Source organism: Microbacterium sp. (assembly GCF_047607225.1).
GTDB lineage: Bacteria > Actinomycetota > Actinomycetes > Actinomycetales > Microbacteriaceae > Microbacterium.
Map to the genome: position 1 here is coordinate 1 of NZ_JASGDO010000008.1, position 13833 is coordinate 13833.

The window sequence follows — 13833 nt, forward strand, 5'->3', positions numbered from 1 at the left end:
GCACGCGCGGCACGGTCGAGGACGCCGCCCCACAGTGCCCCGCCGGCGCTGCGGGCCCGGCCGCGGTCGAGGGCGCGCAGCACCTCGGGATCGGCGACGAACAGGCTCGGCAGCTCGGTGCGATCGAAGGAGCGAACCGATACGTCGACGCCTTCCAAAGCCGACGCCGCGCGCCGTTCGAGCGCGAGGGCGGCATCGCGGTCCTCGAGGGCAGGAGGGTCGAGGCGATCGATCTCGCTCACGACGTCGACCTGCTCGACCACGACACCGTCGAACAGTTCGGGAAGGCGACGCATGAGGTCCGCGTCGTACAGGTATCCGCCGTTCACGAGCGCCGAGCCGGGCGCGACGATGCTCGCCACCTGACGGAACTCGTCCACCGTCTCGGCGAAACGGATGCGCGGGAACCGCCGCACGAGCTCTTCGATGCGCAGGCGCCCCACCGTCGTGTCCACCGACAGCCACCGGACGATGAACCGCGCGAGTTCCTCGTCGTGACGCACGAGCGACTTGAGTGCGACCTCGTGGATCGCCACGAAGTGCGCCAGGCGCCCGGGATCGCTCAGCGCGAGATCCAGGATCCAGCGCCGGATCGCCTCTCCGATCTCGCGCCGGGTCTGCTCGAGGGCGTCGTCGTCGACGAGCGACTCCCGACTCGCCGTCGGGTTCAGCGACCCCGAGTCCACCACCGCACGGACGAAGAACGCCCAGTCGGGCAGCAGATCGTCCGCCCGCTCGGTCAACAGCATGCGACGCAGGTATACGCGCGTGCTCTGACGCGCGGTGGGCGGGGGAGCGAAGGGCAGGACGAAGGCCAACCCGCGGGTCTGGGTGCCGGCGACGGTGAGCGGGATGACATCGAGCGGCTCGGCGCCGACGAGCTCGCGACCGTAGGCGCGTTGCGCCTCGAGATCGCCCTCCAGGAACGGAGCGGGTTCGGTGACCACGGTCTCGCCCCCGGCGGGGAGGTCGACCACCACCGTCACCGGGAGGTAGCGCCCGAAGGTCTCGGCCAGTTCGAGGATCGTCGTCGTGCTCAGCAGCGAACGGCTGTCGGGGCGGGGTCGCAGGTGAACGCTCGTGCCGACGGGGAGGTCGTCCTCGGTGGGGCCGACGGTGAACGTGCCGTCGGAGTGCCCCGTCCACTCCACCCCGGGGCCGCCGGCCGCGCTCCGAGACCGGATGACGATGGTGTCGCACACCATGAAGCAGGACAGCATCCCGATGCCGAACTGTCCCAGGTAGTCGCCGCGCGGCAGGTCGAAGATATCGCGTTTCGAGCTGCGACCGACCGTCGCCAGGAGGTCGGCGACCTCGGTCTCGGTCAGGCCCACGCCGTCGTCGCGGAGGACGAACTCCGCCGACTCCCCGCCGATCGGCGTGATGCGCACGCGGCCGCCGCCGCCGTCGAGCGCCCGACGCGCGGAGATCGCGTCGACGGCGTTCTGGAGCAGCTCGCGCAAGAAGACGCGCGGACTCGAGTAGATGTGCCGGCTCAGGAGGTCGATGACGCCGCGGAGATCCACCTGGAACTGGTGCGCGGCAGCGTGGTCGTTCAGCGTCACTCCTCGATGGTGCTGTGTCATGGCGCGTCGCCGCCGCGAGGCGGTGATCCGGGTGCCTCCAGCCTACCCAGCATGCCCGCGATTATCCCGGCCATCCAGGCCTGTGCAGATGGCGGTCTCGGGGGCAGGATGGGGTCATGGACAACACTGCCGCCATCTCTTATCTCAGCGACCGGGAGTGCTTCGACCGCCTGGCGGAGCAGGAGCTCGGCCGGCTGGTCACCTCCGTCGGGGGAGTGCTCGACATCTTCCCCGTCAACTACACGCTCGACGGGGACACGATCGTGTTCCGTACGGCGGAGGGGAGCAAGCTCACCGAGCTCTCCATCAACGACGAGGTGCTCTTCGAGGTCGACGACTACACCGCCACCGATGCCTGGAGCGTCGTCGTCCGCGGGCGTGCGCAACGTCTCGAGAGCTCCGACGAGGTTCGCGCCGCCGATGACCTGCCGCTGAAGCCGTGGATTCCGACGCTCAAGTACAACTACGTGCGGATCACCCCCGACTCCGTCTCGGGCCGCGACTTCCGCCGTGGCGACGAACCGGACCGCTACGGCATCCAGCAGTACTGACCCGCTCCGCGCCCCGGTCTCGCCCCGCCGCCGTCCCTGATTCGCACGGCCCCAGGGCATGCCGTACACTTGTGCGCGCAGTTGTCTGCATTCTTTTGCCGTGCCCGCGGGCCTGAAACCTCGTATCCATGGTTACGGTAGAAGTGCGTGGACGGGCGACCGGAAGGTCGTCGTCTGCACACCCGTCGGACTCGCGTCCGGCATAGGGCGGTAGCTCAATTGGCAGAGCAGCGGTCTCCAAAACCGCAGGTTGCAGGTTCGATTCCTGTCCGCCCTGCGCGTCAGCGCATACGTTGACACACAGCGCCAGCACCGAGTTGGCGCCGACGCAATTCATACAGGTGGGTACATGGTCCAGGATGAGGCGAACGGCGAGATCGTCGCGGTCGGCGGCGTGTCTCGCGAGAAGAAGCTGAACTTCTTCCAGCGCATCGCCCTCTTCATCCGCCAGGTGTTCGCGGAGCTTCGCAAGGTCGTCACCCCGACCCGGCAGGAGCTGGGCAAGTTCACGGCGGTCGTGCTGGGCTTCGTCGTCGTCATGATGGCGATCGTCTACGGCCTCGACCTGCTGTTCACCTGGGTCGTGAACGTCGTCTTCGGCGTGCCGAGCTGATCCACCGTTCGCTCGAACACTCGCGGGATGACCTCACCCGACCATCCGATGGAAGAGAAGGCAATTGTCTGAGAAGTATGTCGACGACGCCGATTGGGCGACCGCCGCGGAGCAGTCCAGCGAGGACGACGAGGCCCAGGAGGGCAACTACCTCGCCGACCAGGAGCGCTCCTCCGAGGCGGCCGAGCACATCGCGATCCACGTGGTCGACGAAGACGAGGACGGCGTCGACGAGGGCGATGCTGACATCGAGATCGACGACCCGGAGGCTGATGCCATCGTGAACGACGCACTGGAGATCGACGAGGCCGCCGAAGCCGAGGCCGCCGCCGAGGTGCTCACCGACTCCCTCGCCGAGGAGCAGGCCGAAGCCGCCGCCGAGGCCGCCGAGGAGGTCACTCCTTACGACGGTCCCGAGCTGGGCGACGACGACGGCGACGCCGAGGTGTCGCAGGACGACGAGTCCGACGCCGACCTCGACCCGTACGAGGCCTACCGCGCCGAACTGCGCAGCCTCCCGGGCAAGTGGTACGTCATCCACTCCTACGCCGGATTCGAGCGCAAGGTGAAGGCCAACATCGAGCAGCGGAAGTCCACGCTCGAGGTCGAGGAGGACATCTACCAGGTCGAGGTCCCCATGGAGGACGTCGTCGAGATCAAGAACGGCCAGCGCAAGATGGTCACGCGCGTCCGGATCCCCGGCTACGTGCTCGTGCGCATGGAGCTCAATGAGGACACCTGGTCGGTCGTCCGCCACACGCCTGGTGTCACCGGGTTCGTGGGCAATGCGCACAATCCCACGCCGCTCCGCTTCGAAGAGGCCTTCAACATGCTGAAGTCGCTCGTCGAGGTCAAGGACGTCGCCCCCGCCAAGGGCGCGGCCAAGGGCTCGGCGACCCAGGCCCGCAGCGTCGTCACCGAGGTCGACTTCGAGATCGGCGAGACCATCACGATCAAGGAGGGCTCGTTCGCGGGTCTTCCGGGCTCGATCAGCGAGATCAAGCCCGAGAGCGGAAAACTCACCGTGCTCGTCTCCCTGTTCGAGCGCGAGACTCCGGTCGAGCTCTCGTTCGATCAGGTCACCAAGCAGTAGTCAACGGCGCGTCGTCCGCCGCACAGGACGACGTCTCCAGAGCAGGACGATTCCCCGCGAATCGTCCTGCTCTGCTGTTGCAGCCTGCGTTCCTCTCCGCAGGACTGGTAGACTTGAGCGGTTGCGCGCGTGTCGCGCGATCACCCCACCACCGTCAGGAATGGCCTGACACGTGGAAGCGCGCCCGCGATGCTCCGGCACCGAGCGCTCGACAGAAGGAAGAACATGGCACCCAAGAAGAAGGTGACCGGCCTGATCAAGCTCCAGATCAACGCCGGTGCCGCCAACCCGGCGCCGCCGATCGGCCCCGCGCTCGGTCAGCACGGCGTCAACATCATGGAGTTCTGCAAGGCGTACAACGCCGCGACCGAGTCGCAGCGCGGAAACGTCATCCCCGTGGAGATCACGGTCTACGAAGACCGTAGCTTCACCTTCATCCTGAAGACTCCGCCGGCCGCGGAGCTCATCAAGAAGGCCGCCGGCCTGCAGAAGGGCTCGCCGACCCCGCACACGACCAAGGTGGGCAAGCTCACCAAGGACCAGGTGCGCCAGATCGCCGAGACCAAGCAGCCCGACCTGAACGCGAACGACCTCGAGGCCGCCTCGAAGATCATCGCCGGCACCGCCCGTTCCATGGGCATCACGGTCGAGGACTGAGGGGGAGAACAACATGGCTAAGTCCAAGGTTTACGAAGCTGCCGCGGCCAAGATCGACCGCGACTCGTTCTACACGTCCACCGAGGCCGTGAAGCTGGCGAAGGAGACGGGGTCGAAGAAGTTCGACTCCACCGTCGAGGTCGCCCTCAAGCTCGCGGTCGACCCGCGCAAGGCGGACCAGATGGTCCGCGGCACGGTCATCCTGCCGCACGGCACGGGCAAGACCGCCCGCGTCATCGTCTTCGCCACCGGCGCAGCGGCTGAGGCCGCGATCGCCGCGGGTGCCGACGAGGTCGGCGGCGCCGAGCTCATCGAGAAGGTCGCCGGCGGCTGGACCGCGTTCGACTCGGCGGTCGCGACCCCCGAGCTCATGGGCCAGGTCGGTCGCCTGGGTAAGGTCCTCGGTCCCCGTGGCCTCATGCCGAACCCCAAGACCGGCACCGTGACCCCCAACCCGGCCAAGGCCGTCGAGGAGATCAAGGGCGGAAAGATCGAGTTCCGCGTCGACAAGCACGCCAACGTGCACTTCGTCGTCGGCAAGGCCTCGTTCACCGCTGAGCAGCTGGACGAGAACTTCAAGGCCGCGCTCGAGGAGATCGTGCGTCTGAAGCCGTCGAGCTCCAAGGGTCGTTACATCCAGAAGGGCGCCGTGTCGACCACCTTCGGTCCCGGCATCCCGCTGGACGTCAACTCGCTCGCCTGACCCCCGGGTCAGCAGAAGGGGCTCCGCCGCTCGGCGGGGCCCCTTCGTCGTTCCGCTGGGCACTGCTCGGGCGTCAGCTCACGCGTCGGCGCGGATCTCGAAGTCGTCCGCATCGGAGTCCGTGGAGAGGTCGCTCACCGACACGCCCGAGACCCAGGCCCCGCGAGGGCCGCTCCCGGCCCAGGCGATGACCGCCTCGACGTCGGTGGCCGCGCCGTGGAGCTCGGCTTCCACCGATCCGTCGCCTCGGTTTCTTACCCACCCCGTGACGCGGTGTCGCCGCGCCTCCGCCCGCAGCGAGTAGCGGTATCCCACACCCTGGACGATCCCTTCCACGGTCAGATGCACGTGTCTCATCGCCCCATCCTGGCAGGAACCCTCTCGCGGATTCGGCGGGTCGGACCTCAGGGGATCACGAGGGAGACGGCGATGGACACCATGACCACGGCGATCACGCCGTCGAGGATCCGCCACGCGCGGGGGGTTGCGAGCCACCGCCCCAGGTACCGCGCGCCGATGGCCAGGCCGAAGAACCAGACCACGCTCGCCGTCGCCGCCCCTCCCGCGAACCACCAGCGGAGGTCGCCCTGCGTGCTCGCAACCGAGCCCAGCAGGAAGACGGTGTCGAGGTACACGTGCGGGTTCAGCCACGTGAGGGCCAGGCACGTGGCGAGCACCGGGGCGAGCCGTGTGCCCGCCGCGGTGAGCTGAGCGGGCCGTGTGGATCGGCGACGAGTGGCGTCAGGCTCCGGCGCCACCGCGAGCGTCGCGCCGGTAGGCCGCAGTGCTCGCCGGGCGGCGAGAGCGGCGTATCCGAGGAGGAAGGCGAAGCCCGCCCACCGCACCACCTCGACCAACCAGGGCGCCGCCTGGATGGCCAGTCCGAGTCCCGACACCCCGACGACGATGAGCACGGCGTCCGAGGCGGCGCAGACAGCGGCGACCGCCAGAACGTGCTCGCGCCGGATGCCCTGGCGAAGCACGAACATGTTCTGAGCCCCGATCGCGACGATGAGGGAAAGGCCCAGTCCGAAACCGGCCAACACGGCGGTGATCATCCCTCGACCGTAGATCCGCGCGTTCGACAGGTCCAGTTCAGAAAACTCAACGAGCATAAGCTGAGCTTCATGTTCAACGCAGAGTTCGCGCGAACGCTCGCCACCGTGATCGAGGAGGGCAGCCTCGATGCGGCGGCCCGGCGCCTGCACCTCACGCCGTCGGCGGTCAGTCAACGCATCAAAGCGCTCGAGGAGAGCGTGGGGCGGGTGCTGCTGGTCCGAGCGAAACCGGTGCGGCCGACGGCGGCCGCGGAGCCGATCGTCCGCTTCGCCCGCCAGCTCGCCCTGATCCAGCACGATGCCATGACCGCTCTCACGGGGAATGAGCTCGTGAGCATTCCGCTCGCCGTCAACGCCGACTCCCTCGCGACCTGGTTCCTCGAGCCGCTCGCGCGCCTGACGCGACGCACGCGGCTGGTCTTCGACCTGCATCGTGACGACCAGGACTTCACCGCCGGCCTTCTGGAGTCGGGCACCGTGATGGGGGCCGTCACTTCGAGGGCGGAGCCCGTGGCGGGATGCCGTGCGGTTCCGCTCGGTGTGATGCGGTACGAGGCCGTTGCCGCGCCGGAGTTCGCGGAGCGCTGGTGGGGTGCGCGAAGCGACGCCGTTCCGTCTCTGGACGCGCTCGCCTCGGCGCCTCGGGTCGACTTCGACCGTCGTGACGACGTGCAGCGTCGCTGGCTGGTGCTCCTCGGCGCGGCGGACGACTCGGGCCCCCGACACTTCGTTCCCGCCTCGCACGACTTTGCGGAGGCCGTGCTCCGAGGGCTCGGATGGGGCCTGCTTCCCGCGGTACAGAGCGCTCGCGGTCTCGCCGACGGATCCCTGGTCCGACTCGGCGGACCGTCCATCGACGTGCCGCTGTCGTGGCAGCAGTGGAATCTGCATTCGCCGTTGCTCGATCTGGTGGCCGAGGAGATCGTGGCCGAAGGCGCGCGTGTGCTCGGCCGCGCCGGATGACGCGCGGGCCTCAGGCGTCGCCGATGCGCAGGACGACTTTTCCCCGCGAGTGACCACGTTCGATCTCGCGGTGCGCGTCGGAGGCCTCTGCCAGATCGAACACTCGATCGACGTAGACCTGGATCGCTCCGGAATCGAGCAGGCGCGCCAGCGTGCTCAGGACGCTGCCGTCGGGGATCACCTTGTACGACGTCGCGCGGACACCGGCCCGCGCCGCGGCCTCGGCGTAGCCGGGCCACGACCCCGTCGGCACCATGACGTAGAGGCCTCCGGGGCGGAGGACGGTCAGCGAGCGCGTCCCGGTGTCGTCGTGGACGTTGCCCACGAGATCGATCACGACGTCCACACCGTCAACCAGGTCTTCGAACCGGGTGGTGGCGTAGTCGACGGTCACGGCGGCGCCCAGGTCACGCAGCCACGGCAGGTTGCGTTCCGACCCCGTCGCGGTCACGTGGGCGCCGAAGTAGGCGGCCAGCTGTACGGCGAAGTGACCGACACCGCCGGATCCCGCATGGATGAGCACGCGCTGCCCCTCGTGCGCGTGCGCGGTTTCGACGACGAGCCCCCACGCCGTCAACGCCGCCAGCGGGACCCCGGCGGCCTCGACGTGCGAGAGCGACGTCGGCTTGCGCGCCACCGACAGGGTGGGAACCACGGCATACTCCGCGTAGGTTCCGCCCGATCGGGGGAAGGGGACCATTCCGAACACCTCGGTGCCCGAAGGGAAAGGGTGGCTCTCGTACGGCGAGGACACCACGACGCCACTGAAGTCGAACCCGAGAGTGCTCGGGTGCTGGGTGATGCCCGAGTGTGCGCCACGACCCGCGCGCGTCTTGGCGTCGATCGGGTTCACTCCGGCGGCCACGACGCGCACCAGCACCTCACTGAGGACCGGGGCCGGGACGGGAATCCGCTCTTCGCGGAGCACTCCCGCATCGCCGGGGGCGTCGAACACGACCGCTCGCATCGTCTCGGGAATCGTCTCGTTCGTGGTCGCGGCGACAGGAGTCTCGCCGGAGCGCGTCGGACGGAGTCGCGTGAGTCGGGACTTGTCCATCGGTGTGTATCCTTCCCCGTGCGTGTCGACGTCGTCAGCACGTGCGGCTCATGGCACCAGTCAACCGCGCGATTGTCTCGTCCGTGTTACGCCGGTGCTACCGGTGGGAACCGGTCCCGCGCCCCTCGGACGACCGACGGACGAGCGGAACCCCCATGATGGCAGGCGCTCCGTTCCCGGCCGGGCCACCGCGCCGTGCACCGTCAGGGTCGCACGCCCGAGGTGAGCGCGTGGAGGAGTCGGGTGAGGCTTCGGATCTCCTCCTCCGGCCAGTCCTCGAGGCTCCGCAGCAGGAGGTCCTCCTGGGGCCCGCGGGCCTCTTCGAGTCGTTCCCGTCCGAAGGGGGTCGCCGAGAGGAGGCTGGACCGGCCGTCGGAGGGATCGGGCGTGCGCTCCACGAGACCGAGTCGTTCGAGCTCGCGCACCGTCCGGGACAGCTGTCCCTTGTCGACCAGGAGGTGCTCGGCGAGCGCCGTCTGCGTCACGGATTCCCGGCGGGCGATCGTCGTGAACACCTTGTAGGCGCCGGGGAGCATGCCCGGGCTCACTCGGTTGGCGTTGTCGGTGATGATCCGGCGGAACTGGTTGATCAGCTCGCCGAACTCGGCCTCGAGGGCCCGCACCGCGCGGCTGCGGGCCTCGAGGCGGTCGTCGGCTTCGCCGGAGGCCGGCGCGAGCTCGGTATCAGAGGCGGACACGGTGTCTCCTCTACTCCGCGCCAGCTGAGCGGCGCGGACCCGCCGACGGGGCGTCGTCGTCGGCCGTGGCGGTGACGGAGTCCATCCCCGCGGGAACGGACACGGTGGCCAGGTCCGCCTCGCCCGCGCGCAGCCGCTCGGTGGTCGTCATCGTCGTCAGTGCCTTGTTCGGCAGGAACACGATGGCGATGAGGCTCAGCACCGCGAACGGTACCGCGATGAGGAAGGAATGGGAGATCCCGGTCGCGTAGATGTCCTCGAAGACGATCCGCAGCGCGTGCGGCATCGTGGACACCTGGGGGAGGGCTCCCGACTGCAGTTGGTCCTGCCACTTCTGCGCCTCCGCGCCCAGGCTCATCAGCGCCGAGACGATGTCGTCCTTGCGCTCGGCGACGAGCTCGGTGACGCGCGAGGCGAGAGCGGCACCCATGACCGAGACGCCGATCGTTCCGCCTAGGCTCCGGAAGAACGTGACGCCCGAGCTCGCGACGCCGATCTCCGTCGGCTTGGTCGTGTTCTGCACGACGAGCACGAGGTTCTGCATCGTCATACCCACGCCGGCGCCGAGCAGGAACATGTAGATCGAGACGAGTGTGAAGTCGGTGTCGTAGTGGATCGTCGACAGCAGCGTCGAGCCGGCGATGAGGAATACGGCCCCCAGGATCAGGAAGCCCTTCCAGCGGCCGGTGCGCGTGATGAGCGCGCCGACGCCGATCGAGGCGACGAGAAGGCCCGCGATCATCGGGATGGTCATGAAGCCGGCCTCCGTCGGGGTGGCACCCCGGGCGAGCTGCATGTACTGGCTCAGGAAGACCGAGGCCCCGAACATCGCGATACCGGTGGCGATCGATGCGATCACCGACAGGGTGAAGGTGCGGTTGCGGAACAGCGACAGCGGAACGAGAGGCTCACGCGAGCGCAGCTCGACGATCACGAACAGCACGGCGCCGAGGAGTGCACCGCCCACCATGAGGACGGTGGTCAGGCTCCACCACTCGAAGGAGTCGCCCGCCAGGGTGACCCAGATGAGGAGGAGCGATACCGCCGTGGACAGCAGAACGATGCCGAGGTAGTCGATCGTGGTCTTCTTCTTGGGCCGCGGGGGGATGTGCAGTGTCTGCTGCACGAGGATCAACGCGATGATCGCGATGGGAAGCGCGACGAAGAAGTTCCAGCGCCAGCCCCAGGCGTCGGTGATGACACCGCCCAGGAGCGGTCCGCCGATCGTGGCCACAGCCATGACCGCGCCGAACAGACCCATGTACCGTCCGCGTTCGCGCGGGCTGATGATGTCCGCCATCAGCACCTGGCTGAGGGCGGCCAGGCCACCGGCTCCGATGCCCTGCACGGCGCGGAAGGCGATCAGCGTCTCGGGGTTCTGCGAGAAGCCCGCAGCGGCGGTCGCCAGTACGAAGATCGCGATCGCGAGCTGGTAGAGCAGTTTGCGGTTGGTGAGGTCGGCGAGCTTTCCCCAGATCGGGGTCGAGATCGCGGTGGTCAGGAGGGTCGCGGTGACGACCCACGTGAAGGCGGTCTGGTTGCCGTCGAGGTCATGGATGATGACCGGCAACGACGTCGAGACGACGGTGGAGGCGAGCATCGACACGAACATGCCGAGCAGCAGGCCGGAGAGCGCCTCGAGCACCTGGCGGTGCGTCATGCGCGGCTTCTCGACGGCCGGAGAAGAAGGGGCAGACATGGAGTTCCTTGCGACAATTGATTGATCTAGGTCAACGGTTGAGATTGGTCAACTATAGATTCAATCGTTGAGGTGCGTCAACTATTCCCCGCGGCGCGGGATCGGCCGTCTGGCTGGGGCGTGGCGGGTTCGCGCGGCGGGTTCAGTCCGCGAGGGCGAGGGCGCGATACGGCTCCGCGGGGCGCGGGGTGTCGGCGCCGGCGCGAGCGCGAGCGGCGTCGAGCAGTGCGCCGTCGACCGTCTGTCGCCGTTGCATCGTCCGCCGGTAGAGCTCGTCGATCAGTTCGGTGGCCAGCCCCACGAGGTGACGGATCTCGCGCTCGTCGCGGTCCACCCACGCGCACCGGGGCTCGTCGCTCACCGGCACGAAGTCGTCGTGCTGCTCCCACACGACCAGCGTGCGCTCGGCGCCCAGGACGTGCTGCTGCCACCACACCTGTCGCAAGTAGGAGCGGGGGATCGATCGCCATGGCTTCTTGGTCGTCTTGATCTCACACAGGGTGACCCGCCCCTGCGCATCGACGGAGATGCCGTCGGGCGTGGCCAAGTGCCGCTTCTCGACGACGGCGTGGAACAGTGCCGACGACGGTTGGATGCTGTGGGTTGCGGCCACCCAGGCGGCGATCTCAGGCTCGCGCTGGCGACCGTGTGCGGTGTACGCGTTCCCCGAGAATCCCGACCCTCCGGTGAGCTTTGCGTCGGCTGCCCGCGCGATCGCGTTGGGGCTGGTCAGCTGTGCCACGTCGGTCGCGGTGATGCCTCGCGAGCGTGCGCGCATCCAGGCCACACGATCCCGCGAGTCGGCGACGATGCGCTGGGCCAATTCCGGAGCCACGCGCGCGAAAGCCTCCGGAGTCATGTCATCGAGGGTAGCCCGCCCCGCCGACCTCGTTCGTCGGACACTCCGCGGCGCTCCTCCGTTGCTCCCGGGCCCTTCCTCCCGGGGTCCTTCCTCCCGGGGTCCTTCCTCGAGAGCACATGCTGTCATCGAGCGCACACGATCCGGACGTCACAAACGTGTGCGCTCACCCGCAGCATGTGCTCTCGACGGGCTCGCGGCGAGGCGCGTACGCGGCGGCGTCGGAGGGTGCGGCGGCTCCTCCCCAGGTGCCCGAGTGTCGAAGGGTGAGGAGCGACAGGATCCAGTGACGGGCCGAGCCCTCCAAACCGCGCAAGGCTGACCGAATGAGGCTGGCGCTCGATATCCCGAAGTGTCGTGAACTCGTCGTAACGTCTCGGCAGCTCGCGTTGGCGGGGTGGAGCGCGCGGGCGCTGCGCGCCGCTGTCGAGTCAGGCGAGTGGATCCGCCTCCAGCGCAACCGATATGTCCACGGGGATCTCTGGCGCGACCTCTGGCCCGAGTCTCGACACCTCACGGCCATCGTCGCCGCGCACGGCGAGATGACGACCGGCACGTCTGCGTTCTCTCACGAGTCCGCCGCCGTCATCCACGGACTTCCGCTCTACCGGCACGCTTTCCGATCCCTTCACATCACCGTGACGCGCGACGGGAGAATGCCGAGCCGCGAGGGGCTCTTCCGGCACCGCGACGTGCTTCCTCCGGAGGATGTCGTGGTGGTCGACGGCATTCGATGCACGTCGCTGGATCGCACGGTCTATGACCTGGCCCGCACTGTCGGGGCCGAGGCGTCGCTCTCGGCGGCCGACGTCGCGCTGGGGCGAGTGACAGCAGGTGTGGCGGCGGGGCACCAGAAGAGTGTCGCCGACAGGTGGCGGGAAGAGATGTTGTCGCGGTGTGCCCAGCACGCCGGCGGCCGCGGAGTTCGCCGGGCGATCAAGCTACTCGAACTCGCCGACGGCCGGGCGGAGTCGCCCGGAGAGAGTGTCTCGCGATTGCGATGGCACGAAGCGGGCTTCCGTGAGATCGAGGTGCAGCCCGAAGTCCTCCTCCCGCGGGGTCGGCGGCGTCGCTGTGACCTCGCGATCGGCGAGATCCGGTCGTTCTTCGAGTTCGACGGGCGAGTCAAGTACGTCGACGCCGATATGCGCGACGGTCGTCCGGTGGAGCACGTGGTCATCGAAGAGAAGCTCAGGGAGGACGAGATCCGAGCCGTCACCGGGTGGAGGGTGCTGCGCGCCGTCGACGAGGACATCGCTTCGTCCACGTCCTTCGCCGCCTACCTTGCTCGCTTCGGCATCCGTTGACTCGCTCCGCCCGTTCGCCTCTTGCCGAGAGCACATGTTCTCGTCGAAAGCACATGTCTTGTTCGTACGTGACGTATGCCCTCGATGGGAGCATGTGCTCTCGACGAGAGGGGTGGGGCGCGGCGCGGGCGGGGGATTCGGGGTGGGGCCCGGCGGGGCGGGGGAACTTGGGGTGGGATTTGGGGGGATGGGTGCGCCGGGGGTACAGTAGAGACAAGCCAAAGACCGTCGGTCTCGGCGTGCGCGCAAGCGGACGTCGACGAAGCTCTGCACGCAGGGGCCCACGCAGGTACACAGAACTTCCCGGGAAACGGGATCCAAAGCTCCGTGCGCTTGCGCCGGAGCTTTTTCGTGTGCGGGGTGGAATGACCGGACCGACGCCCGCGGCCGACGGCCCGCCACCGCGGGACGTCTCGTACACACAAGGAGTGGCCATGGCGCAGAAGGAAGCATCGGTCGCCGAGCTCACGAAGAACTTCGAGGACTCGACCGCCGTTCTGCTGACCGAGTACCGCGGTCTGACGGTTGCCCAGCTCAAGGAGCTGCGCAACAGCATCCGTCAGGACGCGGAGTACGCCGTGGTGAAGAACACGCTGACCAAGATCGCGGCCCAGCGGGCCGGGGTCGAGGGCCTGGACGACGAGCTCAAGGGCCCGTCCGCCATCGCCTTCGTGCACGGTGACCCGGTCGCCGTCGCCAAGGGTCTGCGTGCCTTCGCCAAGGCACACCCTCTGCTGGTGATCAAGGGCGGGTACTTCGACGGTGCCGCTCTGACCCCGGCCGAGGTGAACAAGCTCGCCGATCTCGAGAGCCGTGAAGTCCTGCTGGCGAAGCTCGCCGGTGCGATGAAGGCCTCGCTGACCAAGGCGGCCTACGTCTTCAATGCGCTGCCGTCGAAGGCCGTTCGCACGGTCGACGCGCTGCGCGAGAAGCAGGAGTCCGCGGCCTGAATCCGGGCTTCGGCATAGCACAACCCCAATCAAGGAGAA

The 13833-nt window shown here is 68.3% G+C and carries 15 protein-coding genes and 1 tRNA gene; 9 read left to right on the forward strand and 7 right to left on the reverse strand.

All coding sequences use genetic code 11. From position 1 onward, the window contains the following. Window positions 1-1565, reverse strand: a 1565-nt coding sequence (locus QM591_RS00970) for an HSP90 family protein (RefSeq protein ID WP_415128673.1), incomplete at its 3' end; no start/stop codon positions are given. 137 nt (window positions 1566-1702) lie between these two features. Here QM591_RS00970 and QM591_RS00975 point away from each other — a divergent pair. The 6 genes from QM591_RS00975 (at window position 1703) to rplA (ending at window position 5203) form a co-directional block, all read left to right on the forward strand. Then, window positions 1703-2137: a pyridoxamine 5'-phosphate oxidase family protein gene (locus QM591_RS00975; protein ID WP_415128676.1), complete on the forward strand. Its 435-nt coding sequence runs from the start codon at window positions 1703-1705 to the stop codon at window positions 2135-2137. Window positions 2138-2341: 204 nt separating this feature from the next. Next, window positions 2342-2414: transfer RNA gene (locus tag QM591_RS00980), tRNA-Trp, on the forward strand. Window positions 2415-2486: 72 nt separating this feature from the next. Then, entirely contained in the window at window positions 2487-2750 is a 264-nt protein-coding gene (secE, locus tag QM591_RS00985) for a preprotein translocase subunit SecE (protein ID WP_415128678.1), read from the forward strand. 64 nt (window positions 2751-2814) lie between these two features. Then, window positions 2815-3843, forward strand: coding sequence for a transcription termination/antitermination protein NusG (nusG, locus tag QM591_RS00990; RefSeq protein ID WP_415128680.1), 1029 nt, complete (start codon window positions 2815-2817; stop codon window positions 3841-3843). A gap of 225 nt (window positions 3844-4068) precedes the next feature. Beyond that, complete coding sequence (gene rplK / locus QM591_RS00995; protein ID WP_067162507.1) at window positions 4069-4500, forward strand: 50S ribosomal protein L11; 432 nt, start codon at window positions 4069-4071, stop codon at window positions 4498-4500. 13 nt (window positions 4501-4513) lie between these two features. Then, window positions 4514-5203, forward strand: coding sequence for a 50S ribosomal protein L1 (gene rplA, locus QM591_RS01000; protein ID WP_415128683.1), 690 nt, complete (start codon window positions 4514-4516; stop codon window positions 5201-5203). Window positions 5204-5281: 78 nt separating this feature from the next. Here the strand turns inward: rplA and QM591_RS01005 are convergent, their stop codons facing one another. Next, entirely contained in the window at window positions 5282-5560 is a 279-nt protein-coding gene (locus QM591_RS01005) for an acylphosphatase (protein WP_415128685.1), read from the reverse strand. 47 nt (window positions 5561-5607) lie between these two features. Next, window positions 5608-6261 (reverse strand): LysE/ArgO family amino acid transporter, encoded by a 654-nt coding sequence (locus tag QM591_RS01010; RefSeq protein WP_415128687.1) that lies wholly within the window; start codon window positions 6259-6261, stop codon window positions 5608-5610. A gap of 69 nt (window positions 6262-6330) precedes the next feature. On the opposite strand from QM591_RS01010, the gene QM591_RS01015 reads away from it, so the two are divergent. Further along, window positions 6331-7224, forward strand: a complete 894-nt coding sequence (locus tag QM591_RS01015; protein ID WP_415128689.1) for a LysR family transcriptional regulator ArgP — start codon at window positions 6331-6333, stop codon at window positions 7222-7224. A 10-nt stretch (window positions 7225-7234) separates the two neighbouring features. Here QM591_RS01015 and QM591_RS01020 read toward each other — a convergent pair whose 3' ends face one another. The 4 genes from QM591_RS01020 to QM591_RS01035 all read right to left on the reverse strand — a co-directional run bounded on the left by QM591_RS01020 (window position 7235) and on the right by QM591_RS01035 (window position 11537). Next, window positions 7235-8281 (reverse strand): NADP-dependent oxidoreductase, encoded by a 1047-nt coding sequence (locus QM591_RS01020; protein ID WP_415128691.1) that lies wholly within the window; start codon window positions 8279-8281, stop codon window positions 7235-7237. A 203-nt stretch (window positions 8282-8484) separates the two neighbouring features. Beyond that, window positions 8485-8979: a MarR family winged helix-turn-helix transcriptional regulator gene (locus QM591_RS01025; RefSeq protein WP_415128693.1), complete on the reverse strand. Its 495-nt coding sequence runs from the start codon at window positions 8977-8979 to the stop codon at window positions 8485-8487. A 10-nt stretch (window positions 8980-8989) separates the two neighbouring features. After that, complete coding sequence (locus QM591_RS01030; RefSeq protein ID WP_415128695.1) at window positions 8990-10678, reverse strand: MDR family MFS transporter; 1689 nt, start codon at window positions 10676-10678, stop codon at window positions 8990-8992. Between the two features lie 142 nt (window positions 10679-10820). After that, window positions 10821-11537 (reverse strand): YqaJ viral recombinase family protein, encoded by a 717-nt coding sequence (locus QM591_RS01035; protein WP_415128697.1) that lies wholly within the window; start codon window positions 11535-11537, stop codon window positions 10821-10823. 326 nt (window positions 11538-11863) lie between these two features. Between QM591_RS01035 and QM591_RS01040 the strand changes: the two genes are divergently transcribed. Together QM591_RS01040 and rplJ are read left to right on the forward strand one after the other, a co-directional pair. Then, window positions 11864-12844, forward strand: coding sequence for a type IV toxin-antitoxin system AbiEi family antitoxin domain-containing protein (locus QM591_RS01040; protein WP_415128699.1), 981 nt, complete (start codon window positions 11864-11866; stop codon window positions 12842-12844). Window positions 12845-13278: 434 nt separating this feature from the next. Next, window positions 13279-13794: a 50S ribosomal protein L10 gene (gene rplJ / locus QM591_RS01045; protein ID WP_067162488.1), complete on the forward strand. Its 516-nt coding sequence runs from the start codon at window positions 13279-13281 to the stop codon at window positions 13792-13794. Window positions 13795-13833 lie beyond the last annotated feature (39 nt).

What these genes read in the sequence shown, in the direction of transcription:
- QM591_RS01015 (WP_415128689.1), top strand. Translation starts at nt 6,331, where the DNA reads ATGTTCAACGCAGAGTTCGCGCGAACGCTCGCCACCGTGATCGAGGAG.
- QM591_RS01020 (WP_415128691.1), bottom strand. Translation starts at nt 8,281, where the DNA reads ATGGACAAGTCCCGACTCACGCGACTCCGTCCGACGCGCTCCGGCGAG.
- QM591_RS00975 (WP_415128676.1), top strand. Translation starts at nt 1,703, where the DNA reads ATGGACAACACTGCCGCCATCTCTTATCTCAGCGACCGGGAGTGCTTC.
- QM591_RS01040 (WP_415128699.1), top strand. Translation starts at nt 11,864, where the DNA reads ATGAGGCTGGCGCTCGATATCCCGAAGTGTCGTGAACTCGTCGTAACG.
- QM591_RS01035 (WP_415128697.1), bottom strand. Translation starts at nt 11,537, where the DNA reads ATGACTCCGGAGGCTTTCGCGCGCGTGGCTCCGGAATTGGCCCAGCGC.
- secE (WP_415128678.1), top strand. Translation starts at nt 2,487, where the DNA reads ATGGTCCAGGATGAGGCGAACGGCGAGATCGTCGCGGTCGGCGGCGTG.
- rplJ (WP_067162488.1), top strand. Translation starts at nt 13,279, where the DNA reads ATGGCGCAGAAGGAAGCATCGGTCGCCGAGCTCACGAAGAACTTCGAG.
- QM591_RS01030 (WP_415128695.1), bottom strand. Translation starts at nt 10,678, where the DNA reads ATGTCTGCCCCTTCTTCTCCGGCCGTCGAGAAGCCGCGCATGACGCAC.
- QM591_RS01005 (WP_415128685.1), bottom strand. Translation starts at nt 5,560, where the DNA reads ATGAGACACGTGCATCTGACCGTGGAAGGGATCGTCCAGGGTGTGGGA.
- QM591_RS01010 (WP_415128687.1), bottom strand. Translation starts at nt 6,261, where the DNA reads ATGATCACCGCCGTGTTGGCCGGTTTCGGACTGGGCCTTTCCCTCATC.
- rplK (WP_067162507.1), top strand. Translation starts at nt 4,069, where the DNA reads ATGGCACCCAAGAAGAAGGTGACCGGCCTGATCAAGCTCCAGATCAAC.
- rplA (WP_415128683.1), top strand. Translation starts at nt 4,514, where the DNA reads ATGGCTAAGTCCAAGGTTTACGAAGCTGCCGCGGCCAAGATCGACCGC.